Origin of the sequence: Staphylococcus massiliensis CCUG 55927 (genome assembly GCF_000298075.1) — a bacterium.
Lineage (GTDB): Bacteria > Bacillota > Bacilli > Staphylococcales > Staphylococcaceae > Staphylococcus > Staphylococcus massiliensis.
In genome coordinates this window covers 123,093-143,181 of the sequence record NZ_JH815593.1, presented here as the reverse complement: position 1 = coordinate 143,181, position 20,089 = coordinate 123,093, and the positions used below count along the sequence as shown (strand labels likewise).

General features: G+C 36.8%; 19 protein-coding genes. 6 read left to right on the top strand and 13 right to left on the bottom strand.

Translation table 11 applies throughout. The features are described 5' to 3' along the window. Window positions 1–44 precede the first annotated feature (44 nt). The 8 genes from A33S_RS0101090 to ezrA all read right to left on the bottom strand — a co-directional run bounded on the left by A33S_RS0101090 (window position 45) and on the right by ezrA (window position 9,028). A complete protein-coding gene (locus A33S_RS0101090) occupies window positions 45–1,244 on the bottom strand; it encodes an acetate kinase (protein ID WP_009381930.1) in 1,200 nt (399 codons plus the stop codon). Between the two features lie 89 nt (window positions 1,245–1,333). Then, window positions 1,334–2,275 carry a class I SAM-dependent methyltransferase gene (locus A33S_RS0101085; RefSeq protein ID WP_009381931.1) on the bottom strand — a complete coding sequence of 314 codons (942 nt, stop codon included), beginning with the start codon at window positions 2,273–2,275 and terminating at the stop codon, window positions 1,334–1,336. A 157-nt stretch (window positions 2,276–2,432) separates the two neighbouring features. Further along, window positions 2,433–2,933 carry a thiol peroxidase gene (gene tpx, locus A33S_RS0101080; RefSeq protein ID WP_009381932.1) on the bottom strand — a complete coding sequence of 167 codons (501 nt, stop codon included), beginning with the start codon at window positions 2,931–2,933 and terminating at the stop codon, window positions 2,433–2,435. Window positions 2,934–3,006: 73 nt separating this feature from the next. Then, window positions 3,007–3,552, bottom strand: coding sequence for an RDD family protein (locus A33S_RS0101075; protein ID WP_009381933.1), 546 nt, complete (start codon window positions 3,550–3,552; stop codon window positions 3,007–3,009). 11 nt (window positions 3,553–3,563) lie between these two features. Beyond that, window positions 3,564–4,559: a signal peptide peptidase SppA gene (gene sppA / locus A33S_RS0101070; protein ID WP_009381934.1), complete on the bottom strand. Its 996-nt coding sequence runs from the start codon at window positions 4,557–4,559 to the stop codon at window positions 3,564–3,566. Between the two features lie 147 nt (window positions 4,560–4,706). Beyond that, the gene (gene thiI / locus A33S_RS0101065) at window positions 4,707–5,927 is read right to left on the bottom strand and encodes a tRNA uracil 4-sulfurtransferase ThiI (RefSeq protein ID WP_009381935.1); all 1,221 of its coding nucleotides are present in this window, start codon (window positions 5,925–5,927) and stop codon (window positions 4,707–4,709) included. Then, a complete protein-coding gene (locus tag A33S_RS0101060) occupies window positions 5,924–7,063 on the bottom strand; it encodes a cysteine desulfurase family protein (RefSeq protein ID WP_009381936.1) in 1,140 nt (379 codons plus the stop codon). The genes thiI and A33S_RS0101060 overlap by 4 nt, the downstream gene beginning before the upstream one ends. A 261-nt stretch (window positions 7,064–7,324) precedes the next feature. Beyond that, on the bottom strand, window positions 7,325–9,028 hold the full coding sequence (gene ezrA / locus A33S_RS0101055; RefSeq protein WP_009381937.1) for a septation ring formation regulator EzrA: 1,704 nt from the start codon (window positions 9,026–9,028) through the stop codon (window positions 7,325–7,327). 141 nt (window positions 9,029–9,169) lie between these two features. Between ezrA and A33S_RS0101050 the strand changes: the two genes are divergently transcribed. Both A33S_RS0101050 and rpsD read left to right on the top strand, forming a co-directional pair. After that, on the top strand, window positions 9,170–9,622 hold the full coding sequence (locus tag A33S_RS0101050) for a GAF domain-containing protein (protein ID WP_009381938.1): 453 nt from the start codon (window positions 9,170–9,172) through the stop codon (window positions 9,620–9,622). Window positions 9,623–9,834: 212 nt separating this feature from the next. Next, the gene (rpsD, locus tag A33S_RS0101045; protein ID WP_009381939.1) at window positions 9,835–10,437 is read left to right on the top strand and encodes a 30S ribosomal protein S4; all 603 of its coding nucleotides are present in this window, start codon (window positions 9,835–9,837) and stop codon (window positions 10,435–10,437) included. A gap of 179 nt (window positions 10,438–10,616) precedes the next feature. On the opposite strand, the gene A33S_RS0101040 is transcribed toward rpsD, so the two are convergent. Continuing rightward, window positions 10,617–11,093, bottom strand: coding sequence for a hypothetical protein (locus tag A33S_RS0101040; RefSeq protein ID WP_017176459.1), 477 nt, complete (start codon window positions 11,091–11,093; stop codon window positions 10,617–10,619). A gap of 171 nt (window positions 11,094–11,264) precedes the next feature. On the opposite strand from A33S_RS0101040, the gene A33S_RS0101035 reads away from it, so the two are divergent. Further along, window positions 11,265–12,215: an ornithine cyclodeaminase family protein gene (locus A33S_RS0101035; protein WP_009381941.1), complete on the top strand. Its 951-nt coding sequence runs from the start codon at window positions 11,265–11,267 to the stop codon at window positions 12,213–12,215. A 112-nt stretch (window positions 12,216–12,327) separates the two neighbouring features. On the opposite strand, the gene A33S_RS0101030 is transcribed toward A33S_RS0101035, so the two are convergent. Next, window positions 12,328–13,074 carry a glycerophosphodiester phosphodiesterase gene (locus tag A33S_RS0101030; RefSeq protein ID WP_009381942.1) on the bottom strand — a complete coding sequence of 249 codons (747 nt, stop codon included), beginning with the start codon at window positions 13,072–13,074 and terminating at the stop codon, window positions 12,328–12,330. Between the two features lie 81 nt (window positions 13,075–13,155). Between A33S_RS0101030 and A33S_RS0101025 the strand changes: the two genes are divergently transcribed. From A33S_RS0101025 to serA, 3 genes are all read left to right on the top strand, one after another. Then, entirely contained in the window at window positions 13,156–13,596 is a 441-nt protein-coding gene (locus tag A33S_RS0101025) for an SACOL1771 family peroxiredoxin (protein WP_009381943.1), read from the top strand. 102 nt (window positions 13,597–13,698) lie between these two features. After that, window positions 13,699–14,859: a pyridoxal-phosphate-dependent aminotransferase family protein gene (locus A33S_RS0101020; protein ID WP_017176458.1), complete on the top strand. Its 1,161-nt coding sequence runs from the start codon at window positions 13,699–13,701 to the stop codon at window positions 14,857–14,859. Beyond that, the gene (gene serA, locus A33S_RS0101015) at window positions 14,849–16,447 is read left to right on the top strand and encodes a phosphoglycerate dehydrogenase (protein ID WP_017176457.1); all 1,599 of its coding nucleotides are present in this window, start codon (window positions 14,849–14,851) and stop codon (window positions 16,445–16,447) included. Before A33S_RS0101020 ends, serA begins: the two co-directional genes overlap by 11 nt. Before the next feature lie 178 nt (window positions 16,448–16,625). On the opposite strand, the gene A33S_RS0101010 is transcribed toward serA, so the two are convergent. From A33S_RS0101010 to A33S_RS0101000, 3 genes are all read right to left on the bottom strand, one after another. Beyond that, complete coding sequence (locus A33S_RS0101010; RefSeq protein WP_009381946.1) at window positions 16,626–17,747, bottom strand: HAD family hydrolase; 1,122 nt, start codon at window positions 17,745–17,747, stop codon at window positions 16,626–16,628. Window positions 17,748–17,852: 105 nt separating this feature from the next. After that, window positions 17,853–19,319 (bottom strand): N-acetylglucosamine-specific PTS transporter subunit IIBC, encoded by a 1,467-nt coding sequence (nagE, locus tag A33S_RS0101005; protein WP_017176456.1) that lies wholly within the window; start codon window positions 19,317–19,319, stop codon window positions 17,853–17,855. A gap of 95 nt (window positions 19,320–19,414) precedes the next feature. Further along, a complete protein-coding gene (locus tag A33S_RS0101000) occupies window positions 19,415–20,023 on the bottom strand; it encodes a lysophospholipid acyltransferase family protein (RefSeq protein ID WP_009381948.1) in 609 nt (202 codons plus the stop codon). Between the last annotated feature and the right edge of the window lie 66 nt (window positions 20,024–20,089).

The following is a 20,089-nucleotide window of genomic DNA, read 5'->3' as shown; positions in this document are numbered from 1 at the left end:
AAAAAAGCTAGGGCCATGCCCTAGCTTCATTTTCAAATAAGGAATTATTTTAATTCACCGAATTTCATTACGTCGCGAGCGATCATAACTTCTTCGTTTGTTGGAACTACTAATACTTTAACTGGTGAATGTGGGTAGTTTAAGAACGCTTCTTTACCTCTTAAACCTTCGTTCTTCTTAGGATCCCAGTATACGCCCATGAATTCTAAGCCTGTTAATACTTTTTCACGAACAACGTCTGAGTTTTCACCAACACCAGCAGTGAATACGATTACGTCAACACCGTGCATACGAGTAGCATATGAACCCATGTATTTGTGGATACGTGATGCAAATACGTCTAATGCTAATTGTGCACGTTCGTTACCTTCAGCAGCGTCTTCTTCGATGTCACGAAGGTCGCTTGAAGTGCCAGTGATACCTAGTAAACCTGACTCTTTATTTAATGTGTTTAAAACTTCGTCAGCTGTTTTACCAGTCTTTTCCATGATGAATGGGATTAATGCAGGGTCAATGTTACCTGAACGAGTACCCATTGTTACACCAGCTAATGGTGTGAAGCCCATTGAAGTATCAACTGATTTACCGTTTTCAATCGCTGCGATTGAAGCACCGTTACCAATGTGGCAAGAGATGATACGTAAGTCTTCGATTGGTTTGTCTAAGATTTCAGCTGCACGTTGTGATACGTATTTGTGGCTTGTACCGTGGAAACCGTATTTACGTACGCCGTAATCTTCGTAGTATTGGTAAGGTAAGCTGTAAAGATAAGATTCTTCTGACATTGTTTGATGGAATGACGTATCGAATACCGCAACATGTGGAATGTTTGGTAATAATTTTCTGAATGCGCGGATACCCATTAAGTTAGCTGGGTTGTGTAAAGGCGCTAAGTCAGTTAATGATTCGATTTGTTTTTCTGTTTCATCTGTAACTAATGCTGAAGATGGGAATAATTCACCGCCATGTACAACACGGTGACCTGTACCATCAATGTCGTTAATGTCATTGATAATACCATGTTTTTGTAAGCTATCTAACATGATATCAACCGCTTCAACGTGATCTTTGATATCTTTCGTTTCTTTAACTTTTTCACCATTTACTTCAATTGTAAATACTGAATCGTTAAGACCGATTCTTTCGATTAACCCTTTAGTTACTAATTTTTCTTCTGGCATTTCGATTAATTGGAATTTTAATGATGAACTACCAGCATTAATCGCCAAAATTAATTTTGACATAACATACGTCCTCCAGTATAAATATTTATTGATTTCAATACTATTTAACCATTAATACAGTTCGATTTCAAGTGTATAACAGATTAATTTTATGAATGATTTTTGTCATACCATTCCGTTAATTCTGCTAAGAAATTTTGGAATAATTGAGGGCTTTTGAAATCAGGAATATTAGCTAGAAATACTTCTACTGCTCTTGTTTTGCCAGGTGTCTTTTTCTGAAGAATAAGAATTGATTTCTGTGCGCGCTCACTCTTGAAAAGCGATTTAGGTAAATGTAGAAAAGCTTGCATTTCGGTTTCTGTTGCAATGTATTTTTCTAACTGTTTCACATTCTCCCCTTCGAAAAGCTGACTCGGAACTACTAAGAATGCATAGCCTTCGTCGCGTAACGTATCGATAGCTTGTTCGATAAACAGATAATGCGCATAACTATGCCCTTCTTCAAAACCGAGCTTATAATCTTGACTGCGCTCATCAACAGGATAGTAGCCAATCGGTAAATCACCGATAACCATGTCCGCCTCTTCGAATGGAAGTGGCATTAAAACATCTTGCGGATAAACATCGAATGGAATTTCTAAGAAGTTCGCAAGGTGCACACTTACACGTGACAATACAGGGTCAACCTCAACTAAGTGATGCATGATCGTTGTTTCAGTTAAAATTTCATGAACCGCAGCACTTAAATGACCTGAACCAGCTCCTAAGTCTGCAATGTGAAGTTCGTCTCGATCTTTAGAGAATTGCTTCACGAGATAACCAAGAATTAAGCCAATAGAATCAGGCGTAATTTGATGATTCGCTTGAATTTCCTCTTCTTGCATTAAACTTAAGTAAGCGAATTGGAAAGCTTTACGACGATCCTGTAGTGTCGCTTGTTCTAACATATCACGATGGTTCTTATATACATCTTCCATCGCTAAGCCTAAGTTCTCCATAAAACTTTGACCGTTCTCTTTATTATAAGCCTTCGTTCTATCATCTAAATGTTGAAATAATCGTTCCATTATTGTTTTCTCTTGTGACATCTATAAAATCCTTTCGTTAAAAAAACTGCCCATGTATTCAGAATTTAAGTTCACGTGTCACTTATGGTATACCCATAAACACATCATTGCATCTATTCTGAAAGTTACATGGACAGTATGATCTCTATTTTTTAAAAGTCAATCATATTTAAAATGATTATTTAATGTTGTTATAAGCTTCTAGTGCTTTATCGAAATCTGGGAAATCTGTACCTTCTGATACGATTTCAGCGTGAACGATTTCGTTGTTTTGATCTAAAACAAATACTGAACGTGCTAATAAACGTAATTCTTCCATAACAACACCATAGTTCATACCGAAGTCTAGGTCTTTATGGTCACTTACTGTTAATACGTTGTCTAAGCCGCTTGCTGCACACCATCTTTTTTGAGCGAATGGTAAGTCAGCAGAAATTGTTAATACAACACCATTTTCGTCAGTTGATGCTTCTTCATTAAATTTACGTGCTTGTTGATCGCAAACTGGCGTATCTAAAGAAGGTACTACGTTAAGAATTTTTTTCTTACCATCAAAGTCTTTTAAAGTAACTTCTGATAAATCATTGCCTAAAACTTTAAAATCTGGCGCAGTGTCACCTTGTTTAACTTCTTCACCTTTTAATGTGATAGGTTCTTGTTTAAATGTTACTTTTGCCATTTATAATGCCTCCTTAAAAGTTTACGTTATACAATGTCTCATCTAAAATACTACCATTTAGGTCAACTTTCTATCAACGATTTTGTAATTGCTTCAAATATTTTTGTTTCACCACTACGGTATCCGCGAAGAAGTCATGAATACCTTCATGTCGATGAGTAAATAATACTACAAGATACGGCAATCCTAAAAAGATATTGCTTATAATACGACCAGGCCATTCACGTATGAGTACATCGCCCCATTTAAGCTTTCTAAAATCTTTGCGTTGTACAGATATACCGAGAATCATTTTACCAATCGTTTGCTTAAAGAAGTATGTCATGAGTATAAAATAAAGAAAATAGAATAAGGCATCCATAATATGATCAACACTTAAATAATCAATGAAAAACTTCGCTTCGTTGACTTTCGTAAGGCTATATATCGGTTTTAAGATAATCGATGTGATACCCCATAACATCAATAAATCTATGATATAGCTTAAAAAGCGTAAACCAAAGCCTGCATAATAAATAGATTCAACTTCACGCTCGAAGTCTGATTGGGTGTTTTTAGGTTTAGAAGATGAATGCGCAGTAGGATTGTAATTTGGAACTTCTGTTTGTGAATCGTACATCTTCATCACACCTACCCTTCATATAAATACATTGGCTGTGTTTTCGTATCATTTTTAAGGATTGAACGCACGTCATTAAACGTTGCTTTAATTGAATCGAACGTTGCATCTAAACCGAATAATGACCCTAAGCCTTTACCTGACTCTTCAAATGAAACAACTTGTGCATTTTTAGATTTAACTTCTTTCTTTAAGTCTTTTATGATTTTATCTTCTAATGCGATCTCATCAATTAAACCGTTCTTTTCAGCTTGTTGAGCTGAATAAATGCGACCATCTGCAAGTTTACGAACTTTCTTCTCAGGCATGTTACGTCCTTCTTTAACCACATCTACAAAACGGTCGAAGCTGTCATCAATCACGGATTGCATAATGTCCTTCTCTTCATCAGACATCGGACGACTAGAGCTTAAGATATCTTTATGTTCACCTGACTTAATGGTGTTCGATTTAACGCCTAGTTTCTTTTGTAAACCTGAATAATCCATGCCGTGCATAATAACACCGATTGAGCCTGTTAGTGTTTGAGGACCAGCATAAATTTTGTCTGCAGGTGCTGAAATATAGTAACCACCTGAAGCTGCCATAGATTTCATATTCACGTAGACTTTCTTACCTTTGGCTTTTAACTTAAGAATCTCTTCGTGGATTTCATCAGTTGGGTACGTTGCCCCACCCGGTGTATTAACGTTAATTAATACACCTTTAATTGATTTGTCTTTCTCAATGGCTTTTAAATAAGACATGAAAGCTTTGTGATTATATGTATTTCCTCCACCAAAAGCGCTTGGCGCGGCGCTGTCCATAATTTCACCATTTAAGTTTAATTTCGCAATCTGCTTCTGTGTATTACCACTTTTAACAACTGTTGGCGTAGGTTCCATAAGCGTCTCTTTAGATTTATCGGCATTCATAAATGACCCTATCATGAAGGAGCCGATGCTAACTAATAAGCCACCAAATACGATGACAACTGCGAGAATTATCGCGACGATACGTTTAGACATAACCTCATTCCTTCCTAAAAGATATATCTTCATGATAACAAAAAAATTTTAAAATTTGTTTTAATTGTAATAAAAAAACGTTGATGAACTGATTTTTTCATCAACGTTTAAAGTCAAAATTAAATTGTATATCATCGACCCACACTACTAGAATAAATCGGACATCCAGTCTGCTTTCTCATCCTTATTGACATCATAATCTTTGTCGATTTCAAGTGTTTCAATGTTGTCCACTGCGCGGTCGATCATTTCATCAAAGTTATACACTGATTCATACTGAACTACTTTATCAAACTGAGGCTCTGTTACAGGGTTTTTAGGCGTAAAGATTGTACAACAATCTTCAAATGGTTGAATTGACGTCTCGAACGTACCAATGGCTCTCGCCTTTTCAACGATTTCATCCTTATCTAAAGTAAGTAACGGGCGTAACACAGGTGTAGACGTCACGTTGTTGATCGCGTACATACTCTTAAGGGTTTGACTCGCAACTTGGCCTAAGTTCTCACCATTAACAATCGCATCCGCTTCAATTTGATGCACGACTTTATCAGCGATGCGCATCATCATTCTACGCGTCGAAGTCATTGTATAACGCTCGTGTACCACTTTATGGATTTGTTTCTGCACCTCAGTAAAAGGCACGATGTGCAGTTTAATCGGTCCTACACGAGATGCCATAATTTTCGTAAGTTCAATGACTTTCTCCTTAGCCTTTTCACTGGTGAATGGTGGACTATGGAAATGAATCGCTTCAATCGTCACGCCACGACGCATAACTTCCATACCAGCAACAGGTGAATCGATACCGCCTGAAAGCATTAATAACGTCTTACCGCCAGTACCCACAGGTAAGCCACCTACACCTTTAACAATCGTGTCATACATGTAAATTGCATCAAGTCGAACTTCAACCTTTATCGCATGATCAGGGTTCTTAACGTCAACGGTTAAATTTTCATTAGCCTTTAAGACTGCGCCACCTACTTGACGCTGAATTTGAAACGTATCGAATTCAAAGTTTTTGTCTGAACGCTTTACCTCAATCTTAAACGTATCTCCAGCATTAAACGTTTGAGAAAAGGCAACCGCTTGCTCATACACCGCATCCATCGTCTTTTCAAGTTTGACAACCGGGCTCGCCGAACGCACACCATATACGTTTGTCACACGGTTAATCATTTCATCAACATCTACATTGTCATCGATTTCAATGTACATGCGGTCACGGTTCGCTTTAACTTCATAGCCCTTCAAAGGGATGAGAGCTTGTCTGACATTTGAACGTAATTGATTCACAAACATTTTACGATTATTTTGCTTTAACGTCAGTTCACCGTAACGCACTAATATGTGGTCGTACTTCATTTTCTTAACAACTCCTCTACTTCTTCATATATTTCTTCAAAGGCCTTTTTAAATGGTTCAAGTTCTGCCATCGTGTTGAGTGAACCGAATGATAACCGAATACTACCTTCAATGTTCTTCTCATCGATACCCATCGCTAATAACACTTCATTAAGACTGCTATGTTTAGATGAACATGCACTTGTTGTTGAGATCATGACATCCCTCTTTGAAAAGGCATTCACGAGGACTTCGCCTTTAACGCCAGGAAATGAAAGGTTTAAAATATGTGGTGACGCACTTTCGTCCGAATTGATGACAATACCTCTAAATTGCGATACATAATCACGAATCGCTTGATTTAGTTCAGAAAGCGTATGTGATAGCTCGGCTTGGTTTTCTAATGCGAGTCGAATCGCTTTAACCATAGCTACATTAGACGGCACATTCACAGTTCCACTTCGTAAGTTTAATTCTTGACCCCCACCATGAATAATAGGTTCAAGTTGATGGTAATTTTGCGTGATAAGCAAGCCTTGACCTTTTAAACCGTTAAATTTATGGCCGCTGACACTTAAAGTATCTACACCTTCCGTAATAAGCGGTACTTTACCTAGCGCTTGAACGGCATCAACATGAAAATGCACTTTAGGATATTGTTTTAACATAGATGCTATCTGTGCAACTGGTTGAATTTGACCCGTAATATTATTAACGTGCATGCATGAAACAAGAATGACATCTTGCGTTAACAAGCTTTCAAGATGCTCAAGGTCAATGCGCCCTTCCTTCGTAACGTTCACAAATTCTAAGTTAAACCCTTCATCAGCGAGCGCGCGCATCACTTCGAGTACCGAAGGATGTTCTAGCTTCGACGTAATAATCGTTTTACCAAATGCTTGTTTATGACGCGCGATGCCTTTTAATGCCATATTATTCGATTCAGTGGCACCACTCGTAAAGATCACTTCAGTTTGGTCGTTTAATTGAAGTAATGATTTAATTTGTGCTTTAGACTGGGTCATGAGACGTGCAGTTTGGTCACCATTTTGGTGCGGACTATTCGGATTAAAATATAAATGTTCATTAACTTCGACAAACGTGTCTAAAACCTCACGATTAGGCTTTGTTGTCGCAGCATTATCGAAATAAATCATCCATGTCACTCCTCGATTTCTCAATTATACTATTCTAACATACACCGATTGATTTGGTGTAGACCCTTTTGAAAAGACACAAAAAAAGAGCTTAGGACATATTAAACAATTCCCTTAAAACAGCATGCTTTCCTGGGGCGTGGCCTGAGCCTGTAGTCTCAGGACGCACGCTACTCCCCTAGGAGTCAGCTGTTTTTGAGAATTGTGTGAAATAAAGTTTAAAAACTCTATGCCACAATATATGTCTCAAGCTCATGTTCATTAGAATGATTGTTGCTTATGAACTTCGTCTTCAAGTTTTGCACAAACACCTGGCTCAACTTGTTCTAACGATTGTTCAGCTATTTCAATAGCACGTTTATAGCGATTATTCTTAAATAAGCGTTCTGCTTCATTAAGACTTTTATCTACGCTTGCATCGTCCTTACGATAACGGTTACCATATTGAATTAACTTCTCAGCGTAAACCGCGTTTACAAGCACATCCGTTGCTTCGTCTTCAAATTTATTCATTTGAAGTACGATTTTATTTACTTTATCTTTTAAGTGTTGAACATTGATTGGACGTTCACTAAATTGTGCGTTCACATCACGAACTTCATAATCAATTTCATTCTTCATAATAATGAAGCGTTCTGGTACACTTTGTAAGTTAGAAGCTAGTAAACGACGATAAACTTCTTCTTTCTTAGATTGAACACGTAGGATGTTTTCTTCAGCCTCTGCTTCGTCTTCACGAAGTGAAATCAAGTGATTTTGTAGTTTCTCTTGCTTCTCGTTAATCACTTTCACATGATCTTCGATGTATTTTAAGTTATCTTGAACTTCACTATAACGTACAGCTGATTTGGCCATTTCTCTAAGAATTTCGTCATAAACTGAAATCAAGCTTTGAATTTCATTTTCAAATTGGCGAACACTTTGAATGTCACTTTCATTGATGTAGTAATTCTCTTTAACGTACTCGATTTCAGTTTGTAGCGTATAGTTCATATCTTTCGCTCTAAATAAATCATCTGTAATGACTTCTTTAGATTCTTCTACTTTATTTTTAGACTTAACTTCATGTTCAATTAAATCATACATTTCATCTAACTTATCATTAATTCCATTTAATTGTTGGTTCGCATTATTTAATTCAAGACGACTAATCATAGGTTCAACGAAACTTAATTCTGTTTTTAAATCTTGTAGCGTATGCTCCACTTTAACGTGGTCAAGGTCATAACCTTCAACTTTTAAATCACGGCAACCGTATTTTAAATCTTGGAATTGACCTGGTAATTCTTTTTGCGCTTCACGGATTAAATCAGGAATCTCTTTCATATCTTTTTTAAGGTAATCCATGTCACCATGTAATGTAGAGATATGTTCATGCGCTTCTCTGTAGTTACCTTCTGCTTTAAGTTCTTCGTAACGTTTCATTTCAGGTTCGAACATTTCAATTTCTTGTTCAAGTGATGGTGCTGCTTCACCAAACTGATGGCGGTTGGCTAAAACATCACGTTTCATTTCACGATAGTCGTTCTGACATTTTTTATACTTACGGTCACTATCGTTATGTATTGAAACCATTTCTTCAGCATCACTTGAAAGTTTCTCATGTTGTTGTTCATATTTATCCATTAAAGCATGCGCATCATCAATTTCCGTTTGAGCCTTAGAAAATTTGAATTTATCTAAGTTAACTTCAGCTTCGTGAATCTTGTCTTCAACTGGTGATAAGTTTTTTTGTTTGTTCTCATCCCATGAACGTTTTAACGAATCATATGTAGACTTTGTTTCACCAGTTAAGTTTAAGTGTTCTAATTGGGATAAGCTTTCTCTAGAAGATAGTCCTTCAATCTTTTCTTTTCTTGCTTCGGCTTCATCTACAATCGAGCGCTTTTTCGAACGAATGAAGAATAGAATACCGGTCGCAATCAAAATTAGTAATATAATACCTACAACGATATACAAAATCATGCGTCTTCTCCTCCTAATTACTCATAGTTATTATAACGTACTTTAGTCAAGCTTTAAAATGAAAATATGAGATAAATTGAATGATTTTGCAATTTTGTTTATAATAGCTTTTAATTTTAAATATATAAAGGGGTAATCATCGTGACGAATTATAAAATTTTAAATCAACAACTTACTGCACTTATCGAAGATGAACCAAATATCATCGCAAACTTAAGTAACGCAGCTGCCCTGCTTTTCACTACTTTAAAAGACATTAACTGGGCTGGCTTTTATATATTAGATGAAGAAACGCTCATTCTTGGTCCTTTTCAAGGGAATCCGGCATGCGTGCGTATCAAGGTTGGTTCAGGTGTGTGTGGTACTGCTATAGAAAAAGGCACGACGATGCGCGTAGAAGATGTAAATCAATTTGATGGCCATATTGCGTGTGATGCAAATAGTAAATCAGAAATAGTGATTCCGATAAAAGGAAAAAATGGCTTTTATGGCGTACTTGATATTGACGCGCCTATCACAAAGCGCTTTTCAGAGGAAGACCAACGTGGACTTGAAACATTTGTAGACCTCTTAGAACAACATTTGAAATTCTAACTTGACTTTATCTACCAGAATGATATAATGCTCTTTGTGTGAATAAACGAAAATAGCAGTTGAATATTGTCTAGCTCTATACTGTTCCCAAAGTGGACGTGTCGCGTAACCGTAGCTATGAGGTGAAGACACATAAAACTTTATATCTAGATGAGCATTCAACACTCTTTTTTGTTTTTTCATAACAACAAAAAAGAAAAGGAGGAGTCATTATGGCTCGATTCAGAGGTTCAAACTGGAAAAAATCTCGTCGTTTAGGTATCTCTTTAAGCGGTACTGGTAAAGAATTAGAAAAGCGCCCTTACGCGCCTGGTCAACACGGACCAAACCAACGTAAAAAATTATCAGAGTATGGTTTACAATTACGTGAGAAACAAAAATTACGTTACTTATATGGTGTAACTGAAAGACAATTCCGTAACACATTCGAAATTGCTGGTAAACAACACGGTGTTCATGGTGAAAACTTCATGGCATTATTAGCAGGTCGTTTAGACGCTGTTGTTTACTCATTAGGTTTAGCACGTACTCGTCGTCAAGCACGTCAAATCGTTGGCCACGGTCACGTTGAAGTTGATGGTGTTCGTACAGACATCCCATCTTACCAATTAAAACCAGGTCAAGTTGTTTCAGTACGTGAAAAATCAAAAGACTTAAACATCATCAAAGAATCAGTTGAAATCAACAACTTCGTACCAGAATACTTAGAATTCGACGAAGAAAACTTAAAAGGTACTTTCGTACGCGTTCCAGAACGTAGCGAATTACCAGCTGAAATCAACGAACAATTAATCGTTGAGTACTACTCAAGATAATAGCATTTATACGTGTAGTAAGAACGGGATCCTTAAATTTAAGGGTCCCGTTTTTTTGCTCTTTGTCAAATTCGTTTGGTAATACGAATATAAATGTGCTTAATCAAACCAATTTAATGCAAGCTTTTAACGCTCAAGTTGAAGATAACATTCATACCTAATCATCTATTTATCCCAACTTATTTAATCATGCCTGCACGGATTAGAAGTGCTCGTAATGTTTCGTCATCCGTTTTATCTAAAACTTCTTTAAATTTCTCATAGTCTTCTAACTCTTTAGCTCTTTGCTTGATCAGACGTTTAAGCTCATTTTGTCGTTCATCTTTTTTCATATTTTCCAAATATTGATCGATATCATGCTCTATATTCGCAACAATGTATTTGTTAATACCTTCAAATTTAATTTCGTTTAAATCCTTGCCTTCAATAAATTCATCAATATTCTTAAAGACTTTCTCAACAGCAACAGTTTTAAGCCTGCTCGCTACGATATGCTTGTTAACATGTTCATCGTTACTATGAACTGAAACGAGCACTTTATCCCCTTTTTTAAATGTTTCAAGCGCAGAAGCTTTGTAATAATAAACGCGTTCATCAAGATCATTGTTAGATATACTAATAAAAAAGCGCACCCCTACTATTTGATCGTTATACATGTTAATTCCCCCTTTTCTAGCAATAGGACGCTGCATCGTGGCCATTACGATATTTGTATAATGGATTAAAATAATCGTACACTTTTTATTCACAATTAGTCAATTAAACATAGATTTTGAGCCACCTTAATAAACGTGCTAAAGTTAGAATTAAATTAAGGAGGTTATGTCATGCTTATTTTATCTGAACATGAAGTTCAAGAAAGATATAAGATGTCTAACGCGATTGAAGACATTGAAAACGTATTTAAAACCTTAAATAACGATAAGATTAAACTTGAACAACGTACAGTCATTCCTACTGGCGAAGATTCAAAGTCCATGCTTTATATGCCAGCTGTGAATTTAGAAGCACAGCTTGGAATGATTAAAATTACATCAATCACACCCAATAACCCTAAACATCAACTACCTACGACTCAAGCTAAAATCGTGATAACAGATTTAGAGTACGGTGAACATAAAGCTGTGATCGATGGTAGTTACCTTACGCGCTTACGAACAGGTGCTTTAAGCGGTATCGCAACTAAATATTTAAGCCGTGAAGATAGTCATACGCTAGGTATGATTGGTACGGGTGGCATGGCTTTTGAACAATTATTAGGTATCTTGGAAGTAAGAAATATCACAACGTTACTACTTTACAATCGTACGACAGAGAAAGCGGATGCCTTTAAAGAAAAGGTTCAAGAATCGTTCCCAAATTTAGATATTCAAGTGGTTGAAGATACGGATGAATTATTAGAACATGCCGACATCATTAACTGCCAAACACGTTCTGACGTAGCGGTCTTTAACGGTGAACATGTTAAACCCGGCACGCATATTAACGGCATCGGCTCATACCAGCCGGAGATGAGAGAAATTGATGTTAAAGCGATAGAGCGCGCGTCGAAAGTTGTATTTGACGACGTTGATGGTGTTTTAGAGGAAAGTGGCGAAATGATTGAAGCCATGGATCAAGGTGTCTTCAACGTTTCTGATTTATACGCAAGCTTAAACGAATTATCAACGAAACAACTGAAACGAGATAACGACGAGGAAATTACAGTATTTAAATGTGTGGGCGCTGCATATTATGATCTTGCTGTAGCGCTAGGTGTTTATCAGAACGAAGCTTAGTTTTGAAAGGCCCTTTAAATTTAACAAGGATGAAGCTCGCATCACTCGAGTTTCATCCTTAATTTATAGCTATTATGTATTTTTCATTGATATTCCTAATAACCTAGCCAAATTAAATATCAAAAAGTGCTTCTGGTCGGTCGGATATGACCCCATCAACCCCGCATTTAATAACACGTTTGACATCTTTAGGTAAATTAACCGTATAAGGCATCACTTTTAATTGATGTTCATGCGCTTTTTTTACGAAACGTTTATTAATCATCGTAAATCTCGGATTAACGTAATCGGCATATTGACTAATTGACTCAAAGTCTGGCATTGAGAATATATGATTACTTGCACTAATAAGGACGCCTAGTCGAAACGTTGGATCAAGCTCTCTCACCTTTCGTATCGAATCCGCGTTAAATGATTGAATAACAACTTGATCTTTATTAAAATCGCATGCTTCAATATCCTTAATGATTTCAGCCTCGATACCTGGATATAGACGTGGTTTCTTAATCTCAACCAAGATGGATTTATTATATAATTTGAATATAGCTAAGATTTCCTTAAAAGTTAGGATGCGTTCATTTTTAAACGTTTCATTCTTCCAACTTCCAATATCCATATCCTTCAATTCTTCAAGCGAATACGTAGAAATTTGACCACTATGCGCTGTAGTACGATCAACATCTTCATCATGCATCGCAACAAGCACACCATCTCTAGATAAATGTAAGTCTATTTCTACAAAATCTACATCACGCATGAGTGCCGCTTTGTAACTGATACCTGTATTTTCAGGAAAAGCTTCTGACAACCCTCGGTGGGCTACGATTTTAAAATCCTCATGTGGTTTCGACAATTTCATGTGAGACTATCACCTTTCTTTATTATTGGTCCTTAATCAACTAAACTTAATTTAACACACTTATAACGGAGGTTCATATTTATGATAACACATGATTTTCATATTGAGACGAAATGGTCTGGCGGTCGTAATAAAATCGGATCATTTAAAAGCGAACATCTTGATGGCAATATATCAATCCCTACAGAACTTGGAGGCGTAGGCGAAGCCTCAAATCCAGATGAATTATTGATTTCAGCTGCCAGTTCTTGCTATATCATATCATTAGCTGCGGCTTTAGAGCGCGCACGCTTTGAACAGGTAGAGATACACATGAAATCAATTGGCACGGCCACTTTAAATCACGGTGAATTTCGTATGAAAAGCATCACTCACTACCCTAGTATCAAGGTGGATGCATCAAATCATGACCGTTTAGAAAAGCGTTTACCATCTTTAATTGAAATTGCAGATAAACATTGTATGGTCTCACAAGCCATAAAAGGTAACGTTGAAATTCAAATAGATCCACAAATCGATTAAATTACAATATGTAAACGTTTACATATCAAAACTTATCATTTCCACTGTTAATTTTTCTGAATATTTGCTAAAATTGAAAATCATACAACTGGAGGTTTTGATATGTATTTGCACCACAATTTATTGTTAACACCTGGCCCTACACCTGTTCCAAAAGAAATAGAAAATGCTATCAACTCGCCCCTTCTCGGTCACCGTTCTAAGGACTTCGAAACATTAGCTGACCAAGCTTTTAAAGCAATGAAACCTATATTTGGTACGGAAAATGATGTCCTGATTTTAACGTCCAGTGGTACTAGCGCGCTTGAAGCAAGTATGCTTAACATCGTTAATCCAGATGATCACTTTGTAATCATTGTATCTGGCGCATTTGGTAATCGCTATAAACAAATTGCTGAAACGTACTATGAACATGTTCATGTTTATGACGTTGAATGGGGTCAAGCCGTAGACGTGAACGCGTTCAAATCCTATTTAGAAAGTTTAGACGTCGAAATTACGGCTGTGTTTACTCAATTTTGCGAAACCTCGACAACCGTTTTACATCCAGTTAAAGCCCTTGGCCAAGCTATCAAAGATTTCAACGATTCGATTTACTTTGTAGTTGATGGCGTAAGTTGTATCGGAGCGGTTGATATCAACATGGCTGATAGTCAAATAGACGTATTAGTATCTGGTAGCCAGAAAGCAATTATGTTACCACCTGGTATTGCGTTTGTCGCTTATAACGACCGTGCTAAAGCACGTTTTAATGACGTTACAACCCCTCGCTTTTATTTAAATTTAGATAAATATATTAAGTCTCAAGATAAAAGTTCGACACCATTTACGCCTAGTGTATCCCTCTTCCAAGCCGTCATTAAATATGCAGAAATCGTAGAACGAGAGGGCTTTTCAAAAACGATCGCACGCCACAACACGATTAAAGATGCGGTTCGTAAAGCTCTAACTGCGCTCGATTTACCATTACTTGTGGAAGATGCTTACGCTTCTCCAACGGTTACCGCCTTTATTCCAAAGGATAAAGATGAACTCAACTTTATTAAGAATGAGCTTAAATCGCGCTTTAATATCACGATTGCTGGCGGACAAGGTAAGTTGAAAGGCGAAATTTTGCGTGTAGGTCACATGGGTAAAGTGAATCCATTTGATATTTTAACGTTTGTCGGCGCGTTAGAAATACTCTTAACAGAATTCCGTAACACGTCTTATTTAGGTAAAGGTACTCAATCATATCTGGAGGTTATACAAAATGACTTATAATGTTCTCGTAAGCGACTCGATTTCAAAGGAAGGTTTAGAAAGTTTACTACAAGATTCAGACTTTAACGTCGATGAAAAGACTGGTCTATCTGAAGCTGAAATTGTCGATATTATTGGTGACTATGATGCATTAATCGTCCGTAGTCAAACGAAAGTTACAGAAAATATCATCAAGCATGCTTCAAAATTACGCGTGATTGCGCGAGCTGGTGTTGGTGTTGATAATATCGATGTTAATAGCGCTACCAAACAAGGTATCATCGTCATCAACGCTCCTGATGGCAATACGATTTCGGCGACCGAACATTCTATGGCGATGTTATTGTCGATGGCACGTAATATTCCATACGCACATCAATCCCTTCAGAACGGCGAATGGGACCGTAAAACATACCGCGGTACAGAACTTTATCAGAAGACTTTAGGTGTTATTGGTGCGGGTCGTATCGGTTTAGGTGTTGTGAAACGTGCTCAAAGTTTTGGCATGAAGATCCTAGCATTCGACCCCTACCTTTCTCAAGATAAAGCTAAGAAATTAAATGTAACGCTAGCTTCAGTTGATGAAATTGCAGAACAAGCCGACTTTGTGACGGTTCATACGCCACTTACTGAGAAGACGAAAGGTATCGTTGGCGAATCATTTTTCAACAAGGCAAAGCCAAACTTACAAATCATTAACGTTGCGCGTGGCGGTATTATCAATGAGGCTGCTTTGTTAAAAGCCCTTGATGAAGACAAAATCCTTAAAGCTGGGCTTGATGTGTTTGTAGACGAACCTGCGACAAATTCTCCGTTAACGAAACATAAGAAAGTCATTGTAACTCCGCATTTAGGTGCTTCTACAGTTGAAGCTCAAGAAAAAGTAGCGGTTTCAGTGTCTGAAGAAATCATTGATATCTTTAAGGAAAATGATGTTAAACATGCGATTAATGCACCTAAGATGGTATTTGATGATAATGAAGAAGTTCGCCCATTTGTAGAATTAAGTCGTATCACAGGTGAAGTTGGTATTCAACTCATTCAAAAAGTACCTCGTAAATTAAAGATTAAATACAAAGGTGATATCGCATTAGATGATACGAGTATCATCACGCGTACACTTGTTCAAGGTGTGTTACAACCTGAAATGGGTGATCACGTGAACTTAATAAACGCGTTAGTGCTTTTAAATGAGCAAGGCGTGACTTATACGATTGAGAAGGATTCTAAAAAACGTGGCTTTAGTAACTACATTGAGTTAGAACTTGTAAATGATGACGAGTCTGTAAAAATTGGTGCGACGGTATTGAATGGCTATGGTCCAAGAATTGTGCGTATTAATGACTATCCTTTAGACTTTAAGCCAGAAAAGTATCAACTTATTATTAACCATACGGATAAACCAGGCATCGTAGGTCAAACTGGCCAAATTTTAGGTAACCATCAAATCAATATCGCTTCGATGTACCTTGGACGTACGAACGAAGGTGGTAAAGCGATTATGGCTTTAACAGTTGATAATCAAGTAACGGATGCGGTCATTGAAGATTTAATGCAAATTGAAGGCTTTAGACGTGTTCAACCTGTAACATTAGATAATTTAAATTAAATAGAAGGGTCTTAGACATAAGTCGTGAAATAGAGCATTAAAGCTTTATTTCATACAATTCTTAAAACAGCTGACTCCTAGGGGAATAGCATGAGACCGGAGACTACAGGCTCCGGCCATGCCCCAGGAAAGCATGCTGTTTAAGAGAATTGTAGTAATATGTCCTAGACCCTTTATATTAGTCTAATATGCGCTCTAGTTCGCCCACATTGTTGATAATGTGGTCTGCCCCATTTTCAACGAGTTCGGCTTTAGCGTCTTGGCCTTTTAATCCTGTTAACGGACCAATGAATGTCGCATTAATTTTTTTAGCACTTAATAAATCAGCTAATGAATCACCGACGATGAATACGTCGTGTTTAGAAACACGATTTTCTTGGTTTGTACTATATGCGTGATATTGAGATTCATCATTACCATTTAAAGCCGCTAAATAACTAAATGGATTAGGTTTACCTAAAGGTTTTAGTTCTGGATAAGCCGCTTCAACCTTCATCACTTCACTCGCCGTAACAATATGATGCTCATCAAAGTACTCAAGTAATCCTGCATCCTTGAAAGGCACAATCGTTTCTGTACGCGAACGTCCAGTCGCTATCGCAATCATATAGCCTTTATCTTTTAAACGCTTTAATAAAGCCTTAATTTCTTCTAAAGGGATGATAAATGTTTCATCATAAATAAAGCCCTCTTTAAAAGATGTCTTACGCGGCTTTTGCTCGATTTCTTCGAATAACGCGACACCTAAATACCACTCTTGATAAATCTCTTGCGCTAGGTGCCATAACGGGCTATGAATATCAAATAGCGCTACATCCTCAATATGTAATACTTGTTTAGCATAATCCTTTAATGCGGTATAGATATTTTCTTTACCACTTGGCACTGTTTGTAAGAATTCTAAAGGCAACTTATGATCAATTGTTACTTCATTCACATCTTGATGCACGTGCTTTAAAGTTTCTAAGTCGAATAATGTGCTATCTGTGTATCTTTTGATTTGATCATCTTTTAGCGTTTTAAGTATTTGTATAAAATGAATTGAAAAGACAACAAATAACATATCCCAGTTAGAATTTAATCCTAAAGATTTTAATTGGTTTAAAGTTTGATCCTTTTCAAATAATTCATTACGAATTGATGTCATATCTTCATTCGTTAATGTATGTAATGGTTTAATATCTTTTAAATTTAAATAATCTTCACTATATAAAAGTTCGTGTACCGTAAGCGCTGATACATCAAAGCATCGCTCCTCACTTAAGAATACACCATCTACATCAAATAAAATTGATTTCATTGTGTTCACACTCCATGCCCCTGATAGTCTTATTTCCTATATTATAATCAAAAAAAGACGTTCTTACCATTTAGTCTAATCACTATTGATAAGAACGTCAAAACTTTATTCTTCTAATTTACGCTCCATCGCATCGCTAACTTGTTGAACTTGTGGTCCAATAATAACTTGCGTTTGATGCGCGCCACTTTGTTGAACACCTATGGCTCCTGTTGACTTAATCTTAGTTTCATCAACTTTATTGTTATCTTTTAATTCCAAGCGTAAGCGTGTCGCGCAATTTGTAAGCACAGTAATATTAGATTTACCACCTAATCCTTCAATGATATTTATAGACATTTGATCGTATTTTGATTTTTTGTCAGTACCCTCAACACTTTGACTATCATTGGCTGGCGTATTAACTTTAGCTTTGCCTCGACCTGGTGTATTTAGGTTGAAGATTTGAATCGCAAATCTGAATACGAGGTAGTAAATCACAAAGAACACTAGCCCTTGGACAATTAACATCCATGGCTTATTTGCGACGGGATTAAGTAACGACATGATCATATCTAATAACCCTGCGCTAAACGAGAAACCTGCAGTCCATTGAAACGATGCTGCGATAAACATGGATAAGCCTGTTAATACAGCGTGAACAACGAATAATGCTGGCGCCGCGAACATGAATGCAAATTCGATCGGTTCTGTAATACCTACAACAAATGCAGAGATACTACCTGCTAACATTAAACTCGCGACTTGTTTCTTTTGTTTAGATTCAGCTGTATGGTACATTGCGAGTGCCGCTGCTGGAATACCAAACATCATTACAGGATAGAAACCTGCCATATAACGTCCTGTTTCCCCTTTTACAGCACCATCACCAGATAAGAACTTATTAATATCATCAACACCTGCAACATCAAACCAGAACACAGTGTTTAAAGCATGGTGTAATCCAGTAGGAATTAATAATCGGTTGAAGAAACCATAGATACCCGCGCCAATAGGACCGAAGTTAAGAATCCATTCTCCGAAATGAACAAGACCTGTAAATAAGTATGGCCATATAAAGAAGAACAGTATTGCTAATCCCATTGAGAAGAACGCTGTTAAAATCGGAACTAAACGCTTGCCACTAAAGAATGAAAAGGCTGTAGGTAGTTCCGTTTCGCTAAATTTATTATAAGTAAATGCGGCGATTAAACCGACAAAAATACCAAGTAAGACGTTACCGTTATTTATCTTTTCAAAACCAGGATTTATTAAATCTACTTTAGTTTGAAGTAATTTCGCTAAACTTTCAGGGTCAAGTATGGACGTTACCATGAAGAACCCAACCACTGCAGCAAGTGCTACGGCACCATCATTCTTCTTGGACATTCCAATCGCAATACCAATCGCAAACAATAATCCTAGTTGGTCAAGTATCGCGTTGCCACCGTTTTTAAAGAATTCGTACACAACTGGGGGAACCATACCTGTATATTCGAGCCCGTTACCTATAGCCATAATAAGTGCAGCAGCTGGTAATACTGCTACTGGAAGCATCAAGGAACGACCTAATCGTTGAATAAAATTGTACATCTTATCACTCCTCTTTCTCTTATCATTACATAAAAAATACTGAAATAAAGGTTCTAGTCCCCTTATTCCAGTACCTTACGTTTATTCAATACAATTTAAGCTAAACGTTCATTTAATTCTCTTTGTAAACGACGCGTCTCACTTTCAACTTGCTTCATAATATAATCAATTTTTTCAGCACGTTTTAAATCTTTAGGTAAGTTCGTTGTATCAATCGGTTCACCAAAACTGATATAACTCTTATCTGTAATAAGTCCTTTAATCGTATTCGGACCAACGTATGCTGCTGGTAAGATTTGAGCTTTTCCTAACATCGCAATCGTAGCAGCGCCACGCTTTAGAGGAACTTCTTCCTTAGTACGATGACCTGACGGAAACATACCAACAGTGCGATCTTGATTTAAATGTTTAACTGGAATTTTTAAAGTACTTGGTCCTGGATTTTCACGATTTACTGGGAAAGCATTTAAGTTTCTAAAGAACTTATCAACCCACTTATTTTCGAAAAGTTCTTTTTTAGCCATGAAATGAATCTGATTCGGATGTAGTGCCATGGCTAACATAATAATTTCATTATAACTTTCATGCGTACATGTCACGACATAACGGTTATGTTTCGGAATGTTTAAATTTCCAAATACAACAAGATTCTTTCTCATTTTAACTAAAAATTTGAATAAAACCGTACTTACAATTTTATACATGGTCACACCTGCTTTAATCTCTAGTTTAATCAGTTTAAATTCTATCACTAACTTTCGTTTTGAACA

Bases quoted from the DNA above. Each gene is read 5' to 3' on its own strand.
- A33S_RS0101000 (WP_009381948.1), bottom strand. From the start codon at position 20,023: ATGTATAAAATTGTAAGTACGGTTTTATTCAAATTTTTAGTTAAAATG.
- A33S_RS0101030 (WP_009381942.1), bottom strand. From the start codon at position 13,074: ATGAAATTGTCGAAACCACATGAGGATTTTAAAATCGTAGCCCACCGA.
- A33S_RS0101085 (WP_009381931.1), bottom strand. From the start codon at position 2,275: ATGTCACAAGAGAAAACAATAATGGAACGATTATTTCAACATTTAGAT.
- rpsD (WP_009381939.1), top strand. From the start codon at position 9,835: ATGGCTCGATTCAGAGGTTCAAACTGGAAAAAATCTCGTCGTTTAGGT.
- A33S_RS0101025 (WP_009381943.1), top strand. From the start codon at position 13,156: ATGATAACACATGATTTTCATATTGAGACGAAATGGTCTGGCGGTCGT.
- A33S_RS0101075 (WP_009381933.1), bottom strand. From the start codon at position 3,552: ATGTACGATTCACAAACAGAAGTTCCAAATTACAATCCTACTGCGCAT.
- A33S_RS0101040 (WP_017176459.1), bottom strand. From the start codon at position 11,093: ATGTATAACGATCAAATAGTAGGGGTGCGCTTTTTTATTAGTATATCT.
- A33S_RS0101020 (WP_017176458.1), top strand. From the start codon at position 13,699: ATGTATTTGCACCACAATTTATTGTTAACACCTGGCCCTACACCTGTT.
- ezrA (WP_009381937.1), bottom strand. From the start codon at position 9,028: ATGATTTTGTATATCGTTGTAGGTATTATATTACTAATTTTGATTGCG.
- A33S_RS0101090 (WP_009381930.1), bottom strand. From the start codon at position 1,244: ATGTCAAAATTAATTTTGGCGATTAATGCTGGTAGTTCATCATTAAAA.
- serA (WP_017176457.1), top strand. From the start codon at position 14,849: ATGACTTATAATGTTCTCGTAAGCGACTCGATTTCAAAGGAAGGTTTA.
- A33S_RS0101010 (WP_009381946.1), bottom strand. From the start codon at position 17,747: ATGAAATCAATTTTATTTGATGTAGATGGTGTATTCTTAAGTGAGGAG.
- tpx (WP_009381932.1), bottom strand. From the start codon at position 2,933: ATGGCAAAAGTAACATTTAAACAAGAACCTATCACATTAAAAGGTGAA.
- A33S_RS0101035 (WP_009381941.1), top strand. From the start codon at position 11,265: ATGCTTATTTTATCTGAACATGAAGTTCAAGAAAGATATAAGATGTCT.
- thiI (WP_009381935.1), bottom strand. From the start codon at position 5,927: ATGAAGTACGACCACATATTAGTGCGTTACGGTGAACTGACGTTAAAG.
- A33S_RS0101060 (WP_009381936.1), bottom strand. From the start codon at position 7,063: ATGATTTATTTCGATAATGCTGCGACAACAAAGCCTAATCGTGAGGTT.
- nagE (WP_017176456.1), bottom strand. From the start codon at position 19,319: ATGTACAATTTTATTCAACGATTAGGTCGTTCCTTGATGCTTCCAGTA.
- sppA (WP_009381934.1), bottom strand. From the start codon at position 4,559: ATGTCTAAACGTATCGTCGCGATAATTCTCGCAGTTGTCATCGTATTT.